Here is a 25,684-nt window from a genome sequence, read left to right as displayed (position 1 = left end):
TTTTAAAATAGCTCGAACGCATATCATTTACTTTAATAAAAATTGAAACTTTTTGAATAATATCATTTTAATTTTCTTTTCAAAATCGATTCATCTTTTCTACTCTCGTCTATCCTAATATGTTCTATTACTTTCTTTTCTGTTTCTGGAGTCCAATATATTTTTAAATTCTTTTTAGTCCTTGTAATAGCTGTATACAAAATATTATGCGTTATTAATTCGTCAATTTCGTCAGTTATTATTAATTTTACCGAATTAAATTCTAAGCCTTGAGCTTTATGAATAGAGATAGCATAAGCTATTTGGAATGGAACAACTGTATCATCACTATCATTATCATTATCACTCATATTTGGATACTTATAAACACTTAATCGAACTATTGAGCTATTTTTAGTTGATGAAATCAATTCCAAATCTAAATCTACAATATCCATCTCATTAATTACCGTTTCTATCTCAATATCAAAAATAATTTCAGTATCTAATTTCTCAATATTAGAAATTTTACCTTTTAAATTATTGAACAGTACTGGAGAAAATCTTGATGTTTCATTAAATAGCACAGGGTCACCAATTTTATATGATACAACTCCCCAATTCACTGATTTATTAGGGTTATTGCTTTGCAGAAAACAATTGATATTATTTATTCCGTATAAACCATCATAATTTAAACACAAAATTATTTCATCTAAATCATCAGTTAAAAATACACTTTCATCTAGTCTAACAGAGTAATTATTCGCAGTTAGATATTCAATCAAATCATCTTCATTTTTTCTTACTTTTGTCCATAAGTTTAGTAAAGGCTTATCTTTTGTTCTATAGGGTTCTGTCAATTCAAACAAAGACGTTCTTGACACATTAGTCTTTGCCAATTTAAACCAGTTTCCAAAAGTAATTGATTCAATTTGATAAATATCACCTACAAGGATTAACAATTTAAAATCTGCCTTTGATAAAATTTTAATCATATCAGAATTACTAACAGTACTACACTCGTCTATTATCAACAAATCACAATCTTGTTTCTCTTTGCTGTATAAATATTTTGCAATAGTTTTAAATTCACAATTAGGAGCAGAAACTTTCCTTTTCAGATTATCCACTGCCGGATTTGTATTAGCTAAAAGTAATTTTTTTTGAAGTCCAAAAAAATTACTAGCATGGTTAATCATTGTTGATTTCCCTGTACCTGCTGCACCATAAATTAAAGACACCTTAGAATTAGAAAACATCGTCTTCAGAATTTCCTTTTTATCCTTACAATCAATAATGTAGCTTCCTGTGTTTAGCCAAGATTCAACTGAGTTTGCATAATTATCTATTCCTTCTTTCGAAATTTCTTTTAATTTCTCTAATATATTAATAACATCATCTTCAAAACCTTTGATATAGTAGTTTTTCCCAACATTGCCTATTCCTCTAGTTTCCCTATGCTTCCAATATAGATTGGAATTATACTTCTCTATCAACAAATGGATATCTTCAAAAGATTCAAGTTCATCGACAGATGTATATAGTTTACCATTAGTTTGAGAATTAATTTGAATTTTTCTAGCCAACAGCTCATGTTCTCTACCATTAGTTTCTATACACCATAATAAATCATATATCTTAGGATTGTGACCTATTAGTGAACTGACAAATGGCATCTCATCAAAAGGTATACATCCATATGCTACTCTTAAATTTGATAATCTTTCACAATAATTTCCATACCTATCTTTTTGCAACTTCATAATTTTATTATTAAAATGGTAGGATAGATACCTTAACACATTACACCCAGGTCGATTATTAATAATTATTTCTCTACACTTATCAAGTGTTTTAAATATATAGATTTTTTGTGATTTAGCAGTAACATATGCTTTAACTTTTTCATAACTGCTTATATCTAATAAGAGAATATCTAATACATTTAATTTGCTTTTTTTTATGAAAGACATTAATCTTTTGTATTCATTATGACTTGATTGAATTTTTATAGAATTGTTTAAAATTTCCGAAAAAAAATCTATTTCACATGGACGAATGGAAACTTCCCAGTCACTAATAATTAAAATTGGCATGTATTTACCATGAATATTTACCGTATCATGTTTGATTGATAGTTTCACAGCATAATTTGATAATATATCTTGTTTAGTAAACGCAATATTTCTGTCAAATTTACTTGTTTTATCATTTGCCTCCCTAAATGTAATCTCATAATAAATTTCATTGTCAATAAAAAAGGGTTTTGTTTTCTGTATATAGTATCTATCTTCAGACATTTCGGAGACATATGTCAATTCTAATTTATCAACTATTTTTTTATAATAATCACTCAACTGATTATCTAAATTAACTGGAAACTTATCAATATTTGTAAGCACATCTAAATCAAAATCTGTTTTCAAATTTTTCTTTATTTTCAAAAGGTATTCATAATACTTTAACATTAAACGCTCAGAGTTTTCTTCACTCATAGTATAATGTGATGCTGATTTTTGAATCATTTGATGGAATTTAACTAAAAAATGGAATTTAGAATTACCTTTGATAAATTTCAATCCCTGATTAATCTCATTAAATTTTTCCTCTGGGATGCCACTTATGTCTCCACTAATTGAATGAACATAGTATTTTATTGAAATATGTTCTATAAAATTTCTCAATTGTGCTAATATATTTTGAGATAAATACCCTCTATCATCTTGACTTTTATCAATATTCTTATATATGTTTTTATCAATATCTAATATGACTACATCAATTTTTTTCAAATTCCTTCACCCTTAACATTCAAATATACTGTTTTTATTAATATTATCATAATAATAGTTTACTGTTTTATTAAATATGGAATTAGGTTTTTAACTATCAAAATATTTGATTTAACCTAAAAATTCAACTTAAAATTCTCTTCAAAACACACTAAAAAAGAACAGAAAGAAGAAAAACTGGCTCTATACTTTTTGATGTAAAAACATAGAAAAGACACCCTGAAATCCTTTAGAATTAATTTGGCTAACCAATTCATAGGAGGATTCAAGATGTCTTATACTCAGCTTATCAAAGATACCCTAAATATTCTAGACCTAAATATCTATTTCGAGGAAAATTGTTTAACCAAAGAAAGATATAAAGGGCAAATTTGCTTGATTTACAAAGGTACTCTTCAATACACGTCCGAAGAGTGTCCTCATTGTCTTTGTGTCGTACCCTCTAAGATCATTCGTTGGGGGACGACAACCGTCCGGTTGTTATTAAATGAAGTGTCTGAATATCGGACCTATCTGGAATTGAAGAAACAACGATTCAAATGTAAGACTTGCCAACGCACCTTCGTAGCGGATAGCTCTGTCGCTGAGAAACACTGTTTTATTAGTCAAAAAGTTGGTTGGTCTGTCGTTACTCGCTTAAAAGAGAATACTTCGATGACGGAAATTGCTCGTCAGAAAAATATTTCCACTTCTTCGGTTTATCGTGTCATGAAGAGATTTTACCGCCCATTGACCCCTTTCAAACAGACTTTACCAAAGGTCTTATGCTTTGATGAATTCAAATCAGTTCGAAGTGTCGCAAGTGCCATGAGTTTTATTATGATGGACGGACAAAGGCACGAACTACTAGACATTGTTGAAAATCGACGATTACCTTATTTAGAACGCTATTTTTCTCGATTGTCCTTAGCGACTCGAAAAGCTGTTGAATTCATTGTTATTGATAGGTATGTGCCTTATGTTTCATTGGTTAAAAAGCTTTTCCCAAATGCTCAGTCAAAAAGAAGAAGCAAAGTTGAACGATGAAAAACGAGTTTGGCGTGCCAGTTTCAAAGATTACTTAACTGAAAGTGAGATTGTCGACCGATTGTTAGATACTTGTCCCAATCTACGACAAGGCTATCAGTTATATCAAGATGTTCTTTATGCAGTAAAGAAAAGAGATCATTTACTATTTGAGGACTGTTTATCCAGAGAAGTCAGCCAGCTACCTGAAACTTAGGCGACAACTTTGCGAACATTTAAAAAGTTTCTGCCACAGATCCGAAATGCCCTCCGCTACAGTTATTCAAACGGACCACTAGAATGTTTAAACAACCATATTAAAGTATTAAAACGCAATGCTTATGGGTTTCGAAATTTTTATCATTTCAAACGTCGGATCATGATTCGACACGGTAAAACTATTTTAACCAAATAAAAAGAACAGAAAGAAGTTTTTCTTCTTTCTGCCCAAATTATTCTAAGATTTCTCTTTACCAACATCATTTGACAAAGAACCGTTTTTCTAGGTGGCTGTTTCAGATAATTTGTTATCTTGTGTTTCAAAATCAATTATATTGTCTTGTTTACTCTCGAATTGATTCAAATATTTTCTTAAATCCGCATTAATAATATATTCACTATTCGTCACAATATAGATTTTCTTTCTTAATTGAGATATTTTTTCATCTGATAAGTCTAAATTGTCTAAATGAGATAAGAACTCATCTTCTTTTTTCTTTCTTCTTAATCTTACTTTTCTACTAGATAAATAACTAGGTTCTTTTTCATATAGATGAATAATTAGTTTTTTATTTTTAGCTTTTAATAAAACCTCAGCAATTTTTTCCCACCAATGTTTATCTGTTGAACCAATGGACATTCCAAAAATTACAATAATATCACTATTCTCAATAACATTTTCAGCGTTTCTACGTCTATACTCTCTAGAATTTGCGAGTGAGTCAGGCTTTAATAAATCAATTAAATCATCTCTTTCAAAAAAATCAGTTGCTAATTGGCTCTCATCATTCAATCCTAACGTTAAAAATCGATCAATTACTCCATGCACATTGATAATTGCTTTATTAAAATTTTGATTGAGATTTGAATTATTGAAACTATTTCTCTTTGTATCCTTACTAGAATTTTGAAGTACTAATTGTAAACTATTTGTGTAGTTGAAAGATATGAACCGATAATTAAAATGACTATTAGTATTTTCACTTAGCATAGATTGGATTTCATCATGTTCTTGTTCTAATACACCATTAAAAAATTTATCCATAGTAGTAAATAGTATTTCTGAAAAATCCGCATTAATTTGAACATTATCTTGTATTTGAATACCTTTAAGATATTCATTTAAGTCTTCTCGTAGTGTTTCAAAATCGTCTAAAAATCTCTCGGCTATACCGGTTTCCTGATTTTCTTCTTTTAAACGTTTCGTAAATGCCCCCAACTGAAATTCCAAATCAGCCCAAGTTTCGATACTATCTTTGGATTTATAAATTTCAGAATAAATCATATTATCAATCTTTGAAACAAATTTTTCATCCATTTCTTGGAACAATTCTAAAGAATACTTTTTCTTTAAAATATATTCATAAAAATTAATATATGAAGTTTGTAACCCACATTGAATATCAAAGCCATTCCCCAGCAAAAAAGTTATATTCACTCAATCACCCTCAATAAGTTATCTACTTTAGTATACAATTAAATTAATAATAAAAAAAGAAGGATAGTACCATTAAACAATTTGTAATAGCGAAAATCCCCAAACTTTACTAACTTTTTATTAATATCTAATCTTATTAGAATTTTCTTTACTGATATCAAATAATAGTCTCAACTTTATTCTATGCCATAAAAAGAAGATCTTTTATGATATAAATTAAACAATACAAAAAGCAGATAACACAATCAATTACATGTTTGATTACTATGTAGGCACTAGTCCTATAACTAGTAAGAAAATTAGAACCGAGTATAAAAAGAAGACTAGTAAAGACCTAACATTTATTACTATTCATAGTTTTAGGCATACGTATGTAAGCCTACTTTAGTTATCAGAAAGAAATCTAAAAAAAGTACAGGAATATTTCATTCTAATGTGAAAACTACACTAAATGGATACACGCATTTAAATGATAAGCACAATGAACAAACCGCTGATAAGCTAATGGAGTTTATGAGTTTAGATTAAATTTTAAATAACAAAAAAACCCACTAATTAAAGTGGGCTTGTGGGTATTGAATACCCTTTATTTAGCTAAAGCATCTTTAGCTTGGTCAGCTAATGCAGTAAATGCTGCTGCATCGTGGACAGCTAAGTCGGCTAACATTTTACGGTTGATGTCGATTTCAGCTAATTTCAAACCGTGCATCAATTTTGAGTAGCTCAAGCCATTCATACGAGCCGCTGCGTTAATACGAGCAATCCACAATTTACGGAAGTCGCGTTTCTTTTGACGACGATCGCGATATGCGTAGTTGTATGAATTCATTACTTGTTCTTTTGCTGTTTTAAATAAAGTGTGTTTTGAACCGTAGTAACCTTTTGCTAATTTTAGCATTCTTTTACGACGTTTACGAGTGACTGTTCCACCTTTAACACGTGCCATGTTTAATTCCTCCTAATAAAAATAAATCTTCAAATTTCGATCTTTTTGTTTTTTTTATTTCATTTTTGCTAGTTGTTGGCGAATACGTTTGAAGTCGCCACTAGAAACCATGCTTGCTTTACGCAATTGACGGCGTTGTTTTTTTGTTTTACCGTGGAAACGGTGACTTGTAAACGCGCGGAAACGTTTTAATCCGCCTTTACCAGTACGTTTGAAACGTTTTGCTGATCCGCGGTGTGTTTTTTGTTTTGGCATGACTATATTTCCTCCTCAAAATCTTTCGTTATCCGACTATCGACTGTCCAACAGTCAGTGAGTCATTCAAATTACTTACTGTCGTTTTTCGGTGCCAGCGTCAAGAACATGCTGCGTCCGTCCATTTTCGCTTTTTGCTCAACTGTCGCAATATCAGCAGTTTCTTCAGCTAAGCGATCCAAGACTTTTTGACCAATTTCTTTGTGGGTAATGGCACGGCCTTTGAAGCGGATAGAAGCTTTCACTTTATCGCCCTTCTCTAAGAACTTACGTGCATTACGAAGTTTTGTATTGAAGTCATTCACGTCAATTGTTGGACTTAAACGAACTTCTTTAACATTGATCACTTTTTGTTTTTTACGCGCCTCGCGGTCTTTCTTTTGTTGCTCGAAACGGTATTTTCCGTAGTCCATGATTCGCGCAACTGGTGGCTTCGCACTTGGGGCAACTAACACAAGATCTAAATTTGCTTGTTCTGCAATTTTCAATGCTTCTGCTTTTGTCTTAACTCCTAATTGCTCACCATCTGAACCGATCAATCGTAACTCACGTGCACGAATGCCGTCGTTAACCATCATATCCTTTGCTATGGTCATTCACCTCCAAATATTATGAGAGAAAGAAAAGCGTGCCGAATATTCGGCAATAAAAAAAACGAGTTCTCTTCCAGAACCCGCACGTACTTCACCTAATTCAATAGATGAAAACTATCTAGCCCAGTGACTGAATCAACTAAGGCGAGAAGCGGGTGCTTCTGCTTTTATTTCTCAACTTCAATAGTATAGCAAATATAGATTTCTTTGTCAATCTTTTTCACTAGAGACTCTCAAAACATTTCCCTATCATTTATTTGCTTTAGTTGGATACTTGCCTAAACCAAAAACCTCTTTTCACTATCAAAAAACACACTTCAGCGGACACTCAACTACTTTGGCGACTGTCTCCTTTGAAACTAACGAATCCTACGCCACAATGCGATCAGCATCCAAACTGACAATATCAGACTGATGAATAAGGCGATCCCCCAACCAAAGACAGAATGTGTAAAAGGCAATTGTAGATTCATACCGAAAAAGCCTGTCACAATGGTAGGAACAGTCAGAATCAACGACCAGACTGTCAAAAATTTCATTGTGTCATTTAAGTTGTTGTTCAACAAATTATTATACGTTCCCGAAAGTTGATCAAGGATCTGGGAGGCCAAATTGGTCATTTCCACTGCCTGTTTTGCTTCAATCAATGCATCATCCAATTGTTCCTTCTCTTTTTCAGTGAGCTTTCGATAAATCGCTAATGCTTTGATTTGTTCTAATAATACGACATTTTGTTTTGTACCAGTCACTAGATAAACTAAACCAACTTCGAGGTCAGATAAAGCTAGTAAATTGCGGTTCGTAGTTTTTTCTCGCAACTTTTGGTTTAAGCGTTGTCGTTCACTATTCACTTCTTCAATCAACGGGAAGAAGGAATCTGAAATCAGAAAGAGCGTACGGAAAAGTAAACTATATACATTTATCTCGGAATCTCGATCTAAGATTGAACGAATCAGGCGAATCACATATTCTGTATTTTGAGTCGTAAATGTAAATAGACCATTTTCTTTTAGAATAAATGCTACTGGACTTGTTTCATAGTGGTTTTCGATTTTTTGTTGATGAGGAACATTGGTGACTAAAAGTAAAATATCATCAAGAGTATCATATTCCACACGAGCACGTTCATTTTTGTCTAAAGAATAGGTAAGCATCTCATCACTAATGCCATACTCTTCCTTAAGATTTTTGATTCCCATCACATCATCTCTAGGTACGTTCATCCAAAAATTTTGATCAAAATTAAAAAAACGTTTTTCTCTCATACCTTCCCCTTCTTCCTGCACTGATAGATTCATTGAGTGTCTCATGGCTACCCTTCCAAGTATTCTTGGCGAATTTATAGATAGTTAGCCATTCCGACCGCTGTCTCGCTCTCAAAAAACAGAATAAGCCGATGAAAAGCGAAAATAGCTCTCCTATTTTCAATTTCTTCGGCTTAGATATCGAAGTTAGATCCTGTCTTCTTTATACTATCATTTTTTATTGAACTCAAGAAACAAAGACTTCTTGACGAATTTCTGCCAACTTTTCTTCAATCATGTTCAGCACTTCTACTTTTGCTTGGGGATCTTCCACAAAATTGAATCGATCGCCATCAATTTGGATTTTGGGACTTTCATTGTACTCGTCATACCATTGATCATAGCGACGATTCAATTCTTTGTAATAATCATATAAGCTTGGATCGAAGGAAAGTTGTTCATATGATCGTCCTCTTTTTTCGATCCGTTCAAGCATCGTATCAAATGAAACACGAATATGAACCAATAAATCCGGATGTTTTTTATGTGCGGCATACGGCAACTCTTCCATCATATTGGCTAATAGCTCGTCGTATACTCGAACTTCTGTTTCAGTTGCCCGCCCCAAATCAGCATTCAAATGAAAAAGCAAAGAATCTTCATAGATCGAACGATCTAAAACATTGTTGTCTTCTTTCATTGCCTGCTTGATACTTTCAAAACGTTTATTCAAAAAATAGATTTGTAACAAAAACGCATACTGCTCAGGATTGGCATAAAATAAAGGCAATACCTCATTATCCTCGATTGACTCATAAAAAGCTCGACTTCCAAAGTGTTCAGCCATCATTTCTGTTAAACTTGATTTTCCAGCGCCAATGGTACCTGCTAAAACAATCACACTCATTAACCTCCAACTCACTTTATCACTAAATGTTGTGTCTTTTTCCAATTCTTTTTAAATATACCCCCAATATCTGGTGGTGTCAATTAGGAATAACAGGATATTTCCATTCATAAAATTCAATAAAATCTTAAGAAAAAAGAGGTTTTTCAACAGAAAACGTATTCTTTATTTTACTTCTGGGAAGGTTTTAGTAAAATAAAGATGAATTGTTTTTTGAACTTCTATGTTATACAATCTGTTCGTTAGCGCAAAGGATCCAAGGCGCTTTATTTTTTGCTCAAAAAAGTTATGGGAATAAAAGAAGGAGTTAGATTATGGCAAATTATGGCCAAGGGGAATCAAATGGTAAAATTATTCTGATGGGCGAACATGCAGTTGTCTACGGCGAACCGGCAATCGCTTTTCCTTTTCAGGCAGCAAAAGTAGTTGCTTCCTTGAATGAACACATCACTTCGTCAGGAGATCAGCTTGTTTCTTCCTACTATACAGGAATACTGCGTGATGCCCCACATTCGTTAAAAAACATCAAGCAGTTAGTATTCAACTTAAAAAAGGAACTGCAAATTGAGCAATCATTAGAGTTAACTATTCACAGCACTATCCCTGCCGAACGTGGAATGGGCTCAAGCGCTGCAGTAGCTACGGCAGTTACTCGTGCCTTTTACGATTATCTCGAACAACCACTTTCTCGCGAACAGCTCTTGACAAATGTTCAAATTTCAGAAAAAATTGCCCATGGTAATCCTAGCGGTATCGATGCTGCGGCAACAAGCAGTTTAGAACCAATCTACTTTGTGAAAGGACACCCGTTTGATTATTTCTCTTTAAATATCGACGCTTTTTTGATTGTCGCTGATACCGGAATCAAAGGTCAGACGCGAGCAGTGGTCAAAGACGTTGCTCATTTATTTGAAAAAGATCAGCAGAAAGTTGGACAAAAAATCCAACAACTAGGATACTTAACAAGGCAAGCCAAAAAAGCCATTGTTAAAAATAACCCCGAGCATTTAGCCCAAGCGATGAATGAAGCCCAACTAATTTTAAAAAATTTAACGATCAGCAACGATTTTCTTGATGTATTGATCGAAACCGCTAGAGATTCAGGCGCTTTGGGAGCAAAACTAACTGGTGGTGGTCGAGGTGGCTGCATGATTGCGCTAGCTCAAACAAAAACAAAAGCCCAAGAAATCAGCGAAGCCCTCTTACAAGCGGGAGCAGCTGCAACTTGGATTCAAGGATTAGGAGTACATACCTATGTTTAAAGGCAAAGCACGAGCATATACGAATATCGCCCTTATCAAGTACTGGGGTAAAAAAAATGAATCGTTGATTCTCCCGATGAATAACAGCTTATCACTCACATTAGATGCATTTTATACGGAAACTGAAGTCAGCTTTTCAGAAGCTTACACAGAAGACCAATTTTATTTAGATAATCAATTGCAAGATGAAAAAGCAACCAAAAAAATCAGTACTTTTTTGGATATTGCGAGAGAAAAAGCGGGTACCACGAAAAAAGCAAAAGTGATCAGCCAGAATTTCGTTCCGACTGCTGCGGGTTTAGCTTCTTCTGCCAGCGGCTTAGCGGCTTTAGCCGGAGCATGCAACGAGGCATTGAAATTAGGATTAGATGATCAAGCTTTATCAAGACTGGCTCGTAGAGGATCAGGTTCCGCTTGTCGGAGTATTTTTGGTGGATTTGTTGAATGGGAAAAAGGACACGATGATCAAAGTTCGTATGCTCATCCAATTTCCTCAGACGGTTTTGAAGATCACTTAGCGATGGTCTTTCTATTGTTGAATGAACAAAAAAAGGATGTCTCAAGTCGTGATGGTATGCGCCGAACGGTTGAAACTTCAAGTTTTTATCAAGGATGGTTAGATTCTGTCGAAGCCGATCTTTATCAACTAAAACAAGCAATCAAAACTAAGAACTTTCAACTTCTAGGTGAAACTATGGAACAAAATGGGTTAAAAATGCACGGAACGACATTAGCTGCTCGTCCGCCATTTACCTACTGGTCTCCTGATAGTTTAAAAGCCATGCAAGCGGTACGGGATTTAAGAAATCAGGGGATTCCTTGTTACTTTACTATGGATGCTGGCCCAAATGTGAAAGTGCTAGTTCAAAAAGACCATCTAGATAAGGTCAAAACAACATTTAGTGACTTATTTAGTAGCCAACAAGTCATTTCGGCTTTTGCAGGTCCAGGAATGACTATTATTGAATAAAGGGAGATTTTTATGATTGAAGTATCTGCACCAGGAAAACTTTATATTGCTGGAGAATACGCAGTTGTTGAAACCGGACATCCGGCTATCATCGTAGCCATTGATCAGTTTGTTACTGTAACCGTTGAAACCGCACGAAAAGTCGGCAGCATCCAATCTGAGCAATATAGTGGCATGCCGATTCGTTGGACTCGGCGTGATGGTGAACTTGTCTTGGATATTCGTGAAAATCCATTTCATTATATCCTTGCTGCCATTCGTTTGACTGAAAAATACGCACGAGAAAAAAATATTTTACTTTCTTTTTATGACCTAAAAGTGACAAGTGAATTGGATAGTTCTAACGGACGCAAATACGGTCTAGGCTCAAGTGGCGCCGTAACTGTCGCAACAGTCAAGGCATTGAATATGTTTTATGCGTTAAATCTTACACAGATTGAAATTTTCAAAATTGCTGCACTAGCAAATTTAACGGTTCAAGATAATGGCTCTTGTGGAGATATTGCAGCTAGTTGTTATGGTGGTTGGATTGCTTTTTCAACCTTTGATCACCAGTGGCTCCAAGAACAAGAAAAACAACATACAATCGTTGAACTCATCGAAATGGATTGGCCTGGTTTATCCATTGAGTCTCTTCCGACACCGAAAGATCTGCGTTTACTGATTGGTTGGACTGGCAGTCCTGCATCAACTTCTGATTTAGTCGATCAAGTCCATCGCTCACGTAAGGAAAAAATGGTAGCCTATCAAAAATTTTTACAAGATAGTACCTTATGCGTTCATGAAATGATTAAAGGATTCAAAGAGAATAACATTGATTTGATCCAATCTATGATCAGAAAAAACCGACAACTACTCCATGAGCTATCTTCAATTACGGGCGTATTGATCGAAACGCCTGCTTTAAATAAATTATGTAGCTTAGCAGAAGAATACGAGGGCGCAGCAAAATCATCTGGAGCAGGTGGTGGCGATTGTGGTATCGTAATCGTGGATCAAAAATCCGGTATCTTGCCTTTGATGAGCGCTTGGGAATTAGCAGAAATTACACCCTTGCCATTACACGTCTATAGTAACCAACGAAAGGAAAAAGGATGAATCGAAAAGATGAACATGTCTCATTAGCTAAAGCTTTTCATAGTAAACAAAAAAATGAATTTGATACGGTTCGAATCGTTCATAACCCCTTACCTGAAGTTTCCATGTCAGAGATTGATCTACATACGACTGTTGCTGGCTTAACTTTAGACTATCCTTTATATATCAATGCTATGACTGGTGGAAGTGAAAAAACTAAAAAAATCAACCATGATTTAGCGAGGATCGCAAAAGAAACAAATTTAATGATTGCCACGGGTTCAGTCAGTGCAGCTTTAAAAGATCCTGCTTTAAGCGACTCTTACACGATCATGCGTGACGTTTATCCAGAAGGAAAGATCCTTGCCAACGTAGGAGCCGGCACCTCTTTAGCACGAGCAAAAGAGGCGATTGAACTATTTCAAGCCGATGCTTTACAACTCCATCTCAATGCACCACAAGAATTGGTGATGCCTGAAGGGGATCGTGATTTTTCCAATTGGAAAGAATTGATCAAAGAAATCAGCGAAGGCATTTCGGTTCCTTTGATCGTGAAAGAAGTCGGTTTTGGTATGACTAGAGAAACGATCGATGAACTAGCCGAGTTGGGGGTTCAGACAATCGATATCAGTGGCCGAAGCGGAACCAGCTTCACTCAAATCGAAAATGCTCGTCGCAAAAAAAGAGAGTTAGATTATTTAGTCGATTGGGGACAATCAACGGTTACTTCTCTGCTAGAGGCAAACGAAGCCCAACATCAAGTAGAGATTCTTGCTTCTGGTGGTATTCGCAATGCCTTCGACCTCTTCAAAGCACTTTGTCTTGGTGCCAATGCAGTAGGCGTTTCTGGAACGATCTTAACGCATCTCATGACACACGGCGTGGCAGAAACGATCCAACTAGTCCAACAATGGCAAGCAGAACTTCAACGGCTATTGACCATGGTAGGAGCTAAAACTATCCAAGAACTTCATCACCAACCCTTGATCTTATCTGGAACTACTAAAGATTGGTGCGAAGCCCGAGGAATCCCTCTGACCAAATATGGCACACGAAAGAAATAAACAAATCGATTCAACTCAAAAAGGTTGTCCAATCATCTAAAAGATGAATGACGACCTTTTTTGTCTACAAAAATACAAAGTTTTCTTAGAATGAGATTTTCTTATGGCGTTGACTCTATTTTATCCTTCACCAATCGTCTCATACGTTTGTTCTAGTTTTCATGCGATAAATAATAGGATACCAACTCTTTTGCATCTGATAAACAAAAATAAAACCTATGTATCTTTGACAAACGGCTATAATTCCATTCCTGGCATCATTGGCGGAGCGCTAGGTTTTATTATACCCATCCCCTTCCCTATCTCAGGATTACTCGTTTCACATACTTTCCCTAGTTCTTTGCTTATTAGATCAGTCAATTGTTTTTTCCCCTGCTGTTTTTCCTGAACTGCTGTTTCACGCTTAAAGTTATCTGGATTGGTTAGTAGATAACTATAAATATCTCTCCAACTCATCTGAAGATCTCGTTCTATTTTTTTTCGTTTTTTATCCACTTTACCACCACTAAATAGATTGAGCGTTTTTCCGCCAGGGTTAATCCTGAATCGTATAATTTTTTCTAGCTGCATAGATCTTTTAAGATATAAACGTATTATGACATAATAGTCTATTTTATTTTGATTAAAACAAGGATTCTTTACATTCCTTAATTTTTTTAACGTTTGATCTAGCTCCTTAAGATTGTGGAGATTATTTTTTAATTGTTGCTTTCGTTGTTTTTCAGTCAATTCTTTAGTAACCAGTTTTAGTTCTTTTGTTGTTACTTTTTCTTTTGCTGCTATATTTTTTTCGGTTGCTGCTTCCTCCTCTGTTACTATATTATTTTTTGTTGCTGCTTCCTCTTTTAGTTTGTCATCCTTCGGTGTATTTTTTTCATCTGCGACAACTTTAGTGTTCACCACGTACTTTAATAAAGAATGATCGATCCATTTTTCACCTCTCCTACCAGTTAAATACTGCATTTCCTTCGTCAGTTTTTTTATCTCAGACTTGCAATTTTTGATTTCTTTTGCTATTTCGTTAAGCTCTTTTTTTTTGCTCTTGATCGTTTCACCATGTACTCGCTTGGTGCTTTTATATAATGCATTTTTTTTTGCTTTCACTGCGTTTTGAAGTTCCTGCTCACAATCTTCCTTTTTTTTAATTTGAGAATGCTTTTTCTTATACCAATCCTCTCTTTTCTTAGCCCGTTCTTCAATTTCTCTCTTTAGTTCATTTTTCAACTCTATGTATAGCTCAGTGCATTTGTGTACGTTCTCAAGTGGTTCTAAGTTTTCCCGCAATTTGACTTCTAATGAATCAACGGTTGACATCAATTGTTCTTTTCCCATATTTTCTTGATTTTTTGTTTTCTCAAATAATGGTTTTGTCATCCTAACAACTTCCTTTCTTTTTTCATTTTTACTTATCTAAAGTAACATGGTTCATCGGTCTTGATAAAACTACTTTTTCTAAAAAAGCGAATTAATCGTTTTTTTCTAACAAAAGAAATTCCTACGCTAGTTCTAACGATATTGATCCCCTTTCCGACAAAAAAAGCCCCTCTTTCCAGATCATCTTTATCTGGAAAAGGGGCTTGATTAACTATACTTGTATTGAATTAACCATTATAAGCATCAATAATGATTTGTTTTAGCTCACTGATCAATGGCTCTTTTGGATTTGCTGTTGTACATTGATCTTCATAAGCAAGTTCTGCCATACGGTCAACCGTTGAATCTAAGGTTTCTTGTGTCACACCTTGAGCCTTCAAGCTCATATTGATTCCAACTGATTGTCCTAATTCATAAACTGCTGTTGCTAAAGCTTCAACTAATTCCGCTGTTGTTTGTCCTTTTAACCCTAAGAACTTAGCAATATCTGCATAGTCTGTATCTGCACGGAAGTAATCATATTTAGGGAACATTGCATGTTTTTGTGGATCTTTTGCATTATAGCGGATGATATGTGGTAATAAAATGGCATTTGTACGACCATGTGGGATACCATATTCTCCACCAATTTTATGCGCAACTGAGTGACAAATTCCTAAGAAGGCGTTCGCAAATGCCATCCCTGCCATTGTAGAAGCGTTGTGCATTTTTTCTCGTGATTCCATATCAGGAGTTTTCACTGATTTTTCTAGGTAATCGAAGACTAATTTGATTGCTTGTAAGCTCAATCCTCTTGTATAATCAGAAGCCATAACAGAAACATAAGACTCAATCGCATGAGTTAATACGTCCATCCCTGTATCTGCCGTGACAGAAGCTGGTACTGACATGACAAATTGTGGGTCGACGATTGCTACATCTGGTGTTAATGCATAATCTGCCAATGGATATTTCACATGTGTATCACTATCTGTGATAACGGCAAAAGGTGTTACTTCAGAACCCGTTCCTGAAGTTGTCGGAATACACACAAATTGTGTTTTTTCTGGTTTATCGATCTTATATGTCCGTTTACGGATATCTAAGAATTTTTGTTTTGCTCCAAAGAATGAAGTATCTGGGTGTTCATAGAACATCCACATTCCTTTAGCAGCATCCATTGCAGAACCGCCACCTAATGCAATCACTGTGTCTGGTTTGAAATCAGCCATCAATTTCGTTCCTGCATAGACTGTGTTTGTTGAAGGATTTGGCTCAACTTCTGAGAAGACTTCGATTTTCACATCATTCTTACGTCTTGATAGTACTTCGCGAACCGTATCACAGTAGCCAAACTGCACCATACCAGGATCACAAACGATCATGACACGCTCTACGTTTTCCATTTTTTCTAAATAAAGCAAAGAGTTCTTTTCAAAGAAGATTTTTGGTGGTAATTTGAACCATTGCATATTATTTCTCCGTTTCGCTACAGTTTTGACATTGATCAAGTTGATGGCACTTACATTTCTAGAAACAGAATTTTTACCATATGAACCACAACCTAAAGTTAGTGAAGGGATCATTTCGTTGTAGATATTTCCGATTCCACCTTCTGCTGAAGGAGTATTTACTAAGATACGGCAAGCTTTCATCCGTAGACCAAACTTCACATGCAGCTCTTCATCCTCTGAGTGAATCACTGCAGTATGGCCTAACCCGCCTAAGTTCAACATTCCTTCGCATAATTCAAAGGCATGTTCTGTATTGTTTGCTTTAACCATTGCAAGTACTGGAGAAAGTTTTTCACGTGAAAGAGGGTAATCCGCTCCGACACCTTCTAATTCAGCTACTAACATTTTTGTCCCTTCTGGAACTTTGATGCCAGCTAGTTTTGCAATGTCCATTGCAGAATGTCCAACGATTGCTGGATTTACTGCGTATTTACCTTCATTCATCACTGCATCTTCTAATTTTGAAAGTTCAGCTGGTTTCACAAAATAGACTTGATGTGCTTGGAATTCTGCTTTAACTGCAGCATAGACTTCTTTGTCAACGATTACTGCTTGCTCAGAAGCACAAATCATTCCGTTATCGAACGTTTTAGAAACGATCAAGTCATTCACTGCTCGTTTGATTTTTGCTGTTTTTTCAATATATGCTGGTACATTACCTGGTCCAACACCTAAAGCTGGCTTTCCTGTTGAATAAGCAGATTTTACCATTCCTGCCCCACCAGTAGCTAAAACAATTGCGATCCCTGGATGATTCATCAACATTGAAGTCGCTTCAATCGATGGATGTTCAATCCATTGAATACAATTTTCAGGTGCGCCAGCTGCGATCGCTGCATCACGAACGACACGTGCTGCTTCAGCAGAAGATTTTTGAGCACTTGGATGGAATGCAAAAACGATTGGGTTTCTTGTTTTCAACGCGATCATTGATTTAAAAATTGTCGTTGATGTTGGGTTAGTTGTTGGAGTTACCCCACAAACCACACCAACTGGTTCAGCAATTTCAATCAAGCCTTTTTGAACATCTTCATTGATGACACCAACTGTTTTATCGTGCTTGATGTTATTCCAAATATATTCAGAAGCATACATATTTTTGATCGCTTTATCTTCATAGATTCCACGACCAGTTTCTTCAACTGCCATTTTAGCTAACGGCATATGTTGATCTAATGCTGCCATTGCCATTTCATGCACAATATGATCTACTTTTTCTTGATCAAAGTTTTCCATCTCTTTTAATGCGACATTTGCTTTCGTTGCTAATTCATCAATCATTCCTTGAACATCAATAGTTTTTGGTTGTTCTTTCTCCATTACTTTAGCCATTGTCTTCCTCCTAATGGGTCATGGTTGTTTGTTAATTAATTCACATTCTCATCATACAACAAACCTTTTCAGATGTAAACCTTTATTGTGATTTTTTTCACAGTTTTTTAAATTTCGATTAAATCCTTTATTTATCAGTGTTTTTATTTATTATCCTAATGATCCAAAGTATTTTATCAAAAAAACAGTTTATTCAAAACTTAACAAAGTCAGAGATTTAGGATAAAAAAAGAGCCCGAGACACCGTCTCAGACTCAACTACTAAGCTTTACCTATTTGTTTTCTTTACTATCTTCAGGTGTTTCAACAGTTTCAGTAGCTTCTTCTTTCACTTCTACTGTTTCAGCAACTTTTGGTTCTGTTTTTTCTACCGTATTTACTGTCGAATCATTGGTTACGACAGTTCCAGGTTTAACCGTTTTGATGGCTGCTCGATCGTATTCTAGAAAAATCCCTTCACAATCTATAACGACTGTGCGTTTTTCATTGTCGATCTCTGAAACAACACCATGTAATCCGCCGATTGTAACTACTTCATCGCCTGATTTCATACTGTCTAGTAAATTTTGTCGTTCTTGTTGTTGTTTCTTTTGTGAACGTGACATAAAATACCACATTGCTAAAAGAGCAACGAACATGACTAACATTGGTAATGATCCCATTTTTTTCACCTCACTAACATGTATCTACACACTCAACTTTAGCAGAAAAAGGCGTGAGACACTAGTTTTTTACATAAATTTAGTGAAAAAGATTAGAAACTTTTGGCATTCTCTTTATTAAACCCATATTCCTCAAAAAAGGCTGCTCGAAATTCTAATAAATTGTCATCCATGATCGCTTGACGCACTTGTTTCATCAAGTTTAATAAGAAGTACAAGTTATGGTAAGACGTTAACCGTATCCCAAATGTTTCATCACATTTGATCAAATGACGAATATACGCACGTGTATAATTTTTACATGTGTAGCAGTCACATTTCTCATCGATTGGGCGGAAGTCATGTGCGTATTGTGCATTTTTCACGACTAAGCGTCCTTGTGAAGTCATACAAGTACCATTTCTTGCGATACGTGTAGGCAAGACACAGTCAAACATATCGACTCCTCTAATCACGCCGTCAATCAATGAATCTGCTGCACCAACACCCATTAAATAACGTGGTTTATCCTCAGGGATCAATGGTGTTGTAAACTCTAACACACGGTTCATTTCTGATTTAGGTTCGCCAACAGACAAACCACCGATTGAATAGCCAGGGAAATCCATTGAGATCAAATCTTTTGCACTTTGGCGACGTAAATCTTCAAACCCAGCTCCTTGAATGATACCAAATAATCCTTGACGATCAGGATTCAGATGGGCTTTTAAGCCTCGCTCAGCCCAACGTGAGGTCCTTTCCACTGATTTTTTGACATAATCATAGCTTTCATCAAAAGGAGGACATTCATCGAAGCTCATCATGATGTCTGATCCTAATTTATTTTGGATATTAATTGCTTTTTCTGGTGATAAAAACATCCGAGAACCATTTAAATGATTTTTAAAATGGACACCCTCTTCTTCGATGTTACGCATATCGCTTAGCGAGAACACTTGAAAACCACCTGAATCTGTCAAAATCGGTTGATCCCAATTCATGAACTTGTGTAAGCCGCCTGCTTCTTCTACCAAGTCTTCTCCAGGTCTTAACCATAAATGGTACGTATTACTTAAAATGACTCCCGCACCCATTGCTTTTAATTCTTCAGGTGACATGGTTTTGACAGTTGCTAGTGTTCCCACAGGCATAAACATTGGTGTGGGAAATGTCCCATGAGGAGTGATCAATTCACCAAGACGGGCACCGGTATGTTTTTCTTTTTTGATTAAACGATAACGAATGGCAGGTTGTGTCATTCAATTCCCTACTTTCTCTATAATAATCGCATTGACAACTCCCATCATCATAATCGTTCTAACTCTTTTTTGCAAGAGTTCATTGGGTAACAGGTGTTTATTTAACCTTCATTTTTTAAAGAAATTATAATAACAGATAAAAGATAAAGAAAGCCAAATTGTTTCTTCTTTGTTATACTTATGGCATAAATAAAAAGGAGTGAAACTCATGCTATCTTCAAAAGAACTGAAACAACAAGCAAAAGACAGTTTAAAAGGACGCTGGGGACAAGCTGTATTATTGAATTTAGTCCCAACGTTAATCACAATTGCACTCATTATGATCATAGCTATTCCGACCGCTTTATTATTGGCTCATACCTATAATGATCCTGCAGCTGTCCAAGATATGGCAAACAATACCAACGGAGGTGCTGCTTCTAGCGGTGGTGGTATTGTGTCTGGTATTATCAGCGCACTATTTATGAGTGGGATCTCATGGACCTATCTAGATATCCTGCGTGGAACCAAATCGACCATCGAACCATTTAAAGATGCCTTTCGTGGTTTTACAGGATTATTTCTTGGTGGTGTGATTTTACTAGCTATTTTGATTTCGATCTTTACTACTTTATGGGCGTTATTATTCGTTATTCCTGGTATCATCAAAAGTTATTCTTATTCCCAAAGTTACTTCATTTACTATGATGTTATCACTGAAACAGGGGAAAAACCAGGAGTGCTCAATACGATCACTGCTAGTCGTAAATTAATGGATGGCTACAAAGGTAAATTGTTCTGGCTTGATCTATCCTTTATTGGCTGGCATATCTTAGCCATGCTAACTGCTGGAATTGGTTATTTATGGTTAAATCCTTATATTACAGCAACTAAAGCAGCTTTTTATGAACAATTGCCAAAAAACGTATAAAAATCAATGTCCAATGAAACAACCCTCAAAAGTTAGACCAAAAATCTAACTTTTGAGGGTCGTTTCACATGCTTCAGCCGCAGTCGCTTTTTTCATTTCGCTCACTTCTGCTCAGCTTTTAGAACTTCGCCAGTATACGCATCAACTTTGACTGTCACTTTTTTTATTTTTTCTTTAATAGTAATTGTCCAATACGATTTTCCTGATTGTCTTTCAAGGAACCACTTTACCGCTTTTCCTGTCCCATTCGTTTTTTCAGCTACATTTTCAGCTACTTTAGTAACTTCCGATAAACTTTTTAAGTTTTTGATATTGAACAGATCTGCGGATTGCTCGGTAGTGGCTTGTTCGTGTTTGTTTCGTCTGCGATGTACTTTTTTTTTTGATGTTCGCTGTTTTAGTTGAAATTCTTACACTGCATTCTTCAGTTGCATCTCTACCAGTAATTTCGTAATAGTAAGGACCAACAGTCTGACTAACTTTCACAGAAGTAATCGCTTGATTAGGATAACAAGTCTGATAAGTTTCAAGTGCTTCTTTTAATGATACATTGAATTTTTCCGGCTCCTCAATTTCATCCGCAGATGTGGACGAACTAGAAACATTGGCAACCTTGATTTCTTTCGTTTCATTCCCATAATTTTCATAAGGATAATTAAAAACAAACATCACCAACATCCCCAAACTAAAACTAGTTAATACCGTTAAACACCATACAAACAACTTCATCTTTTCCGCTCCTTCACAATCAATTGTTAGATTCTTGAAATGAACGATTAATCGTTCTTTTTTTAGGAGTTTGAGGCTGGGACAGTTTCTTGCTCCAGCCTCGTGAGAGAATATTAAGAGATAAAAATTAGCAAATCATCTCTATGCACTTATTCTACTGAATCCAAACGAAAAAAATTTCTTTATTTTTTTTTCAAATAAATTTTTTAGAGAAATAAAAAGAAAATTTCTTTTACTAATCTTCCTATTGGCTTATTCATCAGAATTATAAAAATAATCATTTGATACTAAAAAAGAAAAAAAAACAGAACAAAAAAAATATTAAACTAACTTAGATAGTATAGGTAAAAAACTAATAAGGAGTTACTAAAATTATTCTATGAAAAAAAAGAAACAAATTCAGTCTTATCTTTTTCTTATTTTTATCTCACTGATCATCGTTGCTCTCTGTTTGTCTATCCCTGCTTTTTCCAAAACACTTTCTGAAGAAGAGACGTCAATTGTTTCTCAAACACTTGATCCATTAAATGCTTTTAAATACTACTTACCTGGTTTAACTACATCAGATGATGTGTCAGTTGAATTTTACGATGAGAACTTACAAAAGTTAGATGAACAAAAAGTATCAATAAAAAAAGAAATGTTGGAAGTAAGGAAAACAGAAAATCAAATCGAAGCTATCAGCCACTACGATCAGCTAAATGATTTGATGTTAACAATTGGAAAAGTTTCTAACAATCAAACTTGGCAAATTTCTAACGCTTATTTACTTCCTCTTTCGACAGAGAATGTCACCGATAAATTCGCTAGTAGAAAAGAAGTCTTGAATAAAGTTTACACAGATTATGTCTCGCCTTATCATGACTTGCGAGCCGTATCAGCTATTGATGGCGATGATCCTAACTATGATGGCTATACTGGTGGATGGCATACTTATGATGATTTAGTTGATACACCGACAGCTGCTTCTGAAAGTTTAGAAGTATATGCAGATGGGAAAAAAATTGTCGGAGATAGTACTTTTTCGACTAAAGAACTTAAAATAGTCACCACAAACTTAGTCCAAGCGGTCAATACAAAAAAAAGAAATGGTACTGGGCGCCCTGTGTTACGAGAAAAAGTCATCTATACGATCATTGGAGGGGAAATTGGTGTGGAAGTGGAAACGACTCCTTTAGAGGACGTAACATTAAAAGATTATGCTTTTTTGCAAGCTACAACAAATGATTTTAATAATAGTATACTGGCACTAGGCGATCCACTTTACCCTTATGAAATCAGGAACTTCACAAAAGATATCTGGGGAAGTTCAAGAAAAAAATCCCAAACTACTCAACTTGTTTTGTCTGATAGATCAAATCAATTGAGTTTGACAATTGATTCTACTGTTGGAATTGGCAATTATCGATATAATCCTACAGACAGTGTTTGGTTTTATCGTTCCTATGGTAAAGTATACTTTAACCCAATTGCTGCCGAAGACTTGGCTCCATTGCGCCTAGTAAAAGGACAAGGCTTTATAGCAAAAGGATCCTATCAATTTTCACCAACAGAATAATGATCAGAGCACTTCTCAGTCCAATAGCCGAATTATTAAAAAGTAGGTCAAAGCCATTTCTTAATGATTCGGTTTTTTTGGTTATATTTTTTGAACTCTTTTTTAAAGTGTTTTTAGGACTGAACAAGGTTTCCAAAATAGTTCTTCTCTTATTTTTTTCCAAATAAAAAACTAGAAGCTCTCCCCCAAGAGACTTCTAGTTTAAGATTAACTTGATATAAATGACTTGAAATAGATGAATGGATAGATGGATCCCTTTTATATATTAAAACTATATTTTTTAGAAATCTTCATTAACAACTTCTATGATTACTTTTGTATTCCCTCTTAGCGCTTTAGAGTAAGGGCAAACTTGATCTGCTTCTTCCACTAAGCACACAGCTTCTTCGCTTGACATTCCTTCAATGAATACCTCTAATAAAACTTCAATAGAAAAATCAGCATCTCCATGGTTCATCAGAGCAACAGTTGCCCGGACAGAAGTTGCATTATCAAGTTTCTTTCTGGACATTACTAGCTCCAAAGCTCCATTGAAACATGCACTGTACGCAGCAGCAAAAAGCTCTTCAGGATTTGTAGCATCTGCTACACCTGAGCCTGGTGAAGTTACATTGTATAGAAAGTTCTTCTCTTTTGAATAGATTTTTCCTTCTCTTCCACCAGTATTGATGGTTACTGCTTCATAGATTTTACTCATATGAATCAACCTCCTAAAATGATAAGTAAAATAAAAGATCCAGTAAATCTCTTATTTATCAAAATTCTACCTCATTGATTTACTACATTTTTTCTTTTAAAAGAAGCCGTGAATAACCAAACTGCAAAAATAAAAAACAGGCTACGTATTCGTTAACTAATTTATTGACAAAAAAGTGGCCATAAACAGCTTGTCCTGTTTATGACCTTATTCAAGAACATTCCCTTAAGAAATAAACCAAAATTTTAAAACCAGAGAAAGCTACTTAACCATGTGTTCTTATCTATCAGTGAAATACTCAGATGTGCTTCTTTGATCTTAACAAGCACCTTTTGTGTAGAGCATCTTCCATATGGTTTTTAAGATGATTTTAAAGTCAATTATGATACTACGTTGTTGCACATATTGGAGATCCATCGCAACCATCTCTTTAAAGTTGACATCACTTCTACCATTTACCTGCCATATACCCGTACACCCAGGCTTTATTAGAAGGCGTTGTTCATCATGATGGGAATATTGGCGTACTTCTCTAGGCAAGGGCGGTCTAGGACCAACTAAGCTCATCTCACCTTTTAAAACATTCCATAATTGAGGTAATTCATCTAAACTGGTTTTACGAATAAACTTACCAATCTTGGTGATACGTGGATCATCTTTGATTTTAAACATCGCACCTTCTACTTCATTCTTGTCTAGTAAATTCTCTAGTTTTTCTTCCGCATCCGTACACATTGAACGAAACTTGTACATTTTAAAAGTACGCTTGTTCTTCCCCACTCTTTCTTGAGAAAATAAGATGGGAGCTCCTGGTTCTTCCAAGTAGATCTTTACAGCAACCCAAAGGAGAATAGGAGAAGTGAGAATCAGTCCAATGATACTTAAAAGAATATCTAATAGTCGTTTGACCATTTCATAACATTTTTTTGGTTTTATCGTTACATAAACGTTATTTTCAAAAGAGATATTTTCTTTTAGTTTCAACTCCATATGACTAACCACCTTTTCTGATAATCAGCTAGATAATGGTCTATTTTTTACTTTTGCAAACCAAGTGCTACAAACAAGTTAGGTGTTCTGTTTTGTAGTTCCTGATTTGTTTGTCAATACAACAAAAGTAACAAAGAACAGTATCGATAGAACCAATAATATGGTACCCATCTTTATAAAGAGCAGATCAAATGTCCGTAAATAAGTTTGGACAAATTCATAGATACTTTGTGTCATGATCCCTATCCTACTCATCCAACCATTAAAATAGATGATTAAAGGTCCGACTACTAAAGAAATACCTGATCCAGCAAATATCAAACTAGCAAACTGGATTCTTTCTTTACTTGAACGACAGGTCACGAACAACATCCCGCTAATCACACACCAAGTGATTCCTGCCCCAATCATAAAAGCATTTAATGTTGACTTATATTGATTGACCTTTTGGACAAAATTAGCTAAATAGGGGATTTCTATGGCTTGTTTCACTACCTGCATTGAAGAATCAACAAATTGAGCAATTCCCTTATTTATCTGTTCATCTGTTTTCATTTTTTTATCTGCTGCATATTGGTTTATTTTTTTGTATAGTTCTTTTTTCACTTCTTCTTCACCTTGTAAAGTGAAAGAACGACCACTATATAATGTATTAACGTATTGCATCATATTTTTTTCGATCAGAGTGTAAGGAATCGTATCTTTGACTACCTCTGGCGGGATATTGCTTCCTCGTGCCAAATCTTGGATTTTGTTATTCATTTCTTTTTGAACATTGGATACATACTGCGAATGGTTTACTTGTTGCTGCATAAATGTTGGCCGCATCAGTGTCATTCGTATGCCAATCAGTGACAGAAAAACAAAGAAAACAAATGAGCACACAAACGCTAAAAACAATTGAGCGGTTCTTTTCGTCAAACTTTTCTTCATTGCTAAAGTCCTTT

Annotated in this window: 22 protein-coding genes, 1 pseudogene and 1 other annotated feature; of the genes and pseudogenes, 7 read left to right on the top strand and 16 right to left on the bottom strand. The window is 35.1% G+C overall.

Features of this window, described 5'->3' with window-relative positions:
- Nucleotides 1-62 precede the first annotated feature (62 nt).
- Entirely contained in the window at nt 63-2,774 is a 2,712-nt protein-coding gene (locus tag IGL28_RS01215; protein ID WP_081128247.1) for an ATP-dependent DNA helicase, read from the bottom strand.
- Nucleotides 2,775-3,044: 270 nt separating this feature from the next.
- On the opposite strand from IGL28_RS01215, the pseudogene IGL28_RS01210 reads away from it, so the two are divergent.
- Nucleotides 3,045-4,194, top strand: a pseudogene (locus tag IGL28_RS01210) (transposase).
- A gap of 87 nt (nt 4,195-4,281) precedes the next feature.
- Here IGL28_RS01210 and IGL28_RS01205 read toward each other — a convergent pair.
- The 6 genes from IGL28_RS01205 to IGL28_RS01180 all read right to left on the bottom strand — a co-directional run bounded on the left by IGL28_RS01205 (nt 4,282) and on the right by IGL28_RS01180 (nt 9,381).
- Entirely contained in the window at nt 4,282-5,436 is a 1,155-nt protein-coding gene (locus IGL28_RS01205; protein ID WP_081128249.1) for an AbiH family protein, read from the bottom strand.
- 586 nt (nt 5,437-6,022) lie between these two features.
- Nucleotides 6,023-6,382, bottom strand: coding sequence for a 50S ribosomal protein L20 (gene rplT, locus IGL28_RS01200; protein WP_010720283.1), 360 nt, complete (start codon nt 6,380-6,382; stop codon nt 6,023-6,025).
- A 54-nt stretch (nt 6,383-6,436) separates the two neighbouring features.
- Nucleotides 6,437-6,637, bottom strand: coding sequence for a 50S ribosomal protein L35 (gene rpmI / locus IGL28_RS01195; RefSeq protein WP_002289309.1), 201 nt, complete (start codon nt 6,635-6,637; stop codon nt 6,437-6,439).
- Nucleotides 6,638-6,708: 71 nt separating this feature from the next.
- Nucleotides 6,709-7,233, bottom strand: a complete 525-nt coding sequence (gene infC, locus IGL28_RS01190) for a translation initiation factor IF-3 (RefSeq protein ID WP_010720284.1) — start codon at nt 7,231-7,233, stop codon at nt 6,709-6,711.
- Nucleotides 7,234-7,277: 44 nt separating this feature from the next.
- Nucleotides 7,278-7,403: a sequence feature (ribosomal protein L20 leader region), on the bottom strand.
- 186 nt (nt 7,404-7,589) lie between these two features.
- A complete protein-coding gene (locus IGL28_RS01185) occupies nt 7,590-8,495 on the bottom strand; it encodes a magnesium transporter CorA family protein (protein WP_081128399.1) in 906 nt (301 codons plus the stop codon).
- Between the two features lie 226 nt (nt 8,496-8,721).
- Nucleotides 8,722-9,381: a deoxynucleoside kinase gene (locus IGL28_RS01180; protein ID WP_025480454.1), complete on the bottom strand. Its 660-nt coding sequence runs from the start codon at nt 9,379-9,381 to the stop codon at nt 8,722-8,724.
- Nucleotides 9,382-9,695: 314 nt separating this feature from the next.
- Between IGL28_RS01180 and mvk the strand changes: the two genes are divergently transcribed.
- Genes mvk through fni form a run of 4 tightly spaced genes read left to right on the top strand, consistent with a single transcriptional unit; the run spans nt 9,696 to nt 13,754 of the window.
- A complete protein-coding gene (gene mvk / locus IGL28_RS01175; RefSeq protein ID WP_010720287.1) occupies nt 9,696-10,643 on the top strand; it encodes a mevalonate kinase in 948 nt (315 codons plus the stop codon).
- Nucleotides 10,636-11,613, top strand: coding sequence for a diphosphomevalonate decarboxylase (gene mvaD / locus IGL28_RS01170; RefSeq protein WP_081128251.1), 978 nt, complete (start codon nt 10,636-10,638; stop codon nt 11,611-11,613). Before mvk ends, mvaD begins: the two co-directional genes overlap by 8 nt.
- Before the next feature lie 12 nt (nt 11,614-11,625).
- The gene (locus tag IGL28_RS01165; RefSeq protein WP_081128253.1) at nt 11,626-12,711 is read left to right on the top strand and encodes a phosphomevalonate kinase; all 1,086 of its coding nucleotides are present in this window, start codon (nt 11,626-11,628) and stop codon (nt 12,709-12,711) included.
- Entirely contained in the window at nt 12,708-13,754 is a 1,047-nt protein-coding gene (fni, locus tag IGL28_RS01160; protein WP_081128255.1) for a type 2 isopentenyl-diphosphate Delta-isomerase, read from the top strand. The genes IGL28_RS01165 and fni overlap by 4 nt, the downstream gene beginning before the upstream one ends.
- 237 nt (nt 13,755-13,991) lie before the next feature.
- On the opposite strand, the gene IGL28_RS01155 is transcribed toward fni, so the two are convergent.
- From IGL28_RS01155 to tgt, 4 genes are all read right to left on the bottom strand, one after another.
- Nucleotides 13,992-15,128 carry a hypothetical protein gene (locus IGL28_RS01155; RefSeq protein WP_081128256.1) on the bottom strand — a complete coding sequence of 379 codons (1,137 nt, stop codon included), beginning with the start codon at nt 15,126-15,128 and terminating at the stop codon, nt 13,992-13,994.
- A 227-nt stretch (nt 15,129-15,355) separates the two neighbouring features.
- Nucleotides 15,356-17,953: a bifunctional acetaldehyde-CoA/alcohol dehydrogenase gene (gene adhE / locus IGL28_RS01150; RefSeq protein WP_010736883.1), complete on the bottom strand. Its 2,598-nt coding sequence runs from the start codon at nt 17,951-17,953 to the stop codon at nt 15,356-15,358.
- 272 nt (nt 17,954-18,225) lie between these two features.
- Nucleotides 18,226-18,615, bottom strand: a complete 390-nt coding sequence (gene yajC / locus IGL28_RS01145) for a preprotein translocase subunit YajC (RefSeq protein ID WP_010720295.1) — start codon at nt 18,613-18,615, stop codon at nt 18,226-18,228.
- 92 nt (nt 18,616-18,707) lie between these two features.
- Entirely contained in the window at nt 18,708-19,853 is a 1,146-nt protein-coding gene (gene tgt / locus IGL28_RS01140; RefSeq protein WP_010720296.1) for a tRNA guanosine(34) transglycosylase Tgt, read from the bottom strand.
- 208 nt (nt 19,854-20,061) lie between these two features.
- On the opposite strand from tgt, the gene IGL28_RS01135 reads away from it, so the two are divergent.
- Entirely contained in the window at nt 20,062-20,763 is a 702-nt protein-coding gene (locus IGL28_RS01135) for a DUF975 family protein (protein ID WP_010720297.1), read from the top strand.
- 101 nt (nt 20,764-20,864) lie between these two features.
- Here IGL28_RS01135 and IGL28_RS01130 read toward each other — a convergent pair whose 3' ends face one another.
- Nucleotides 20,865-21,074, bottom strand: coding sequence for a PepSY domain-containing protein (locus tag IGL28_RS01130; protein WP_368014327.1), 210 nt, complete (start codon nt 21,072-21,074; stop codon nt 20,865-20,867).
- Complete coding sequence (locus IGL28_RS01125; RefSeq protein ID WP_160231394.1) at nt 21,040-21,492, bottom strand: hypothetical protein; 453 nt, start codon at nt 21,490-21,492, stop codon at nt 21,040-21,042. The genes IGL28_RS01130 and IGL28_RS01125 overlap by 35 nt, the downstream gene beginning before the upstream one ends.
- 379 nt (nt 21,493-21,871) lie before the next feature.
- Between IGL28_RS01125 and IGL28_RS01120 the strand changes: the two genes are divergently transcribed.
- Nucleotides 21,872-23,050 carry a hypothetical protein gene (locus IGL28_RS01120; protein WP_081128273.1) on the top strand — a complete coding sequence of 393 codons (1,179 nt, stop codon included), beginning with the start codon at nt 21,872-21,874 and terminating at the stop codon, nt 23,048-23,050.
- Nucleotides 23,051-23,330: 280 nt separating this feature from the next.
- Here the strand turns inward: IGL28_RS01120 and IGL28_RS01115 are convergent, their stop codons facing one another.
- From IGL28_RS01115 to IGL28_RS01105, 3 genes are all read right to left on the bottom strand, one after another.
- Nucleotides 23,331-23,747 carry an Ohr family peroxiredoxin gene (locus IGL28_RS01115; protein ID WP_081128275.1) on the bottom strand — a complete coding sequence of 139 codons (417 nt, stop codon included), beginning with the start codon at nt 23,745-23,747 and terminating at the stop codon, nt 23,331-23,333.
- A gap of 318 nt (nt 23,748-24,065) precedes the next feature.
- Nucleotides 24,066-24,737: a sugar transferase gene (locus IGL28_RS01110; protein ID WP_081128277.1), complete on the bottom strand. Its 672-nt coding sequence runs from the start codon at nt 24,735-24,737 to the stop codon at nt 24,066-24,068.
- A 78-nt stretch (nt 24,738-24,815) separates the two neighbouring features.
- The gene (locus tag IGL28_RS01105; protein WP_081204159.1) at nt 24,816-25,670 is read right to left on the bottom strand and encodes a hypothetical protein; all 855 of its coding nucleotides are present in this window, start codon (nt 25,668-25,670) and stop codon (nt 24,816-24,818) included.
- Between the last annotated feature and the right edge of the window lie 14 nt (nt 25,671-25,684).

This window comes from Enterococcus sp. AZ077, from assembly GCF_051714965.1.
Classification (GTDB): domain Bacteria; phylum Bacillota; class Bacilli; order Lactobacillales; family Enterococcaceae; genus Enterococcus_B; species Enterococcus_B hirae.
This window is presented reverse-complemented; position numbering and strand designations above follow the sequence as displayed.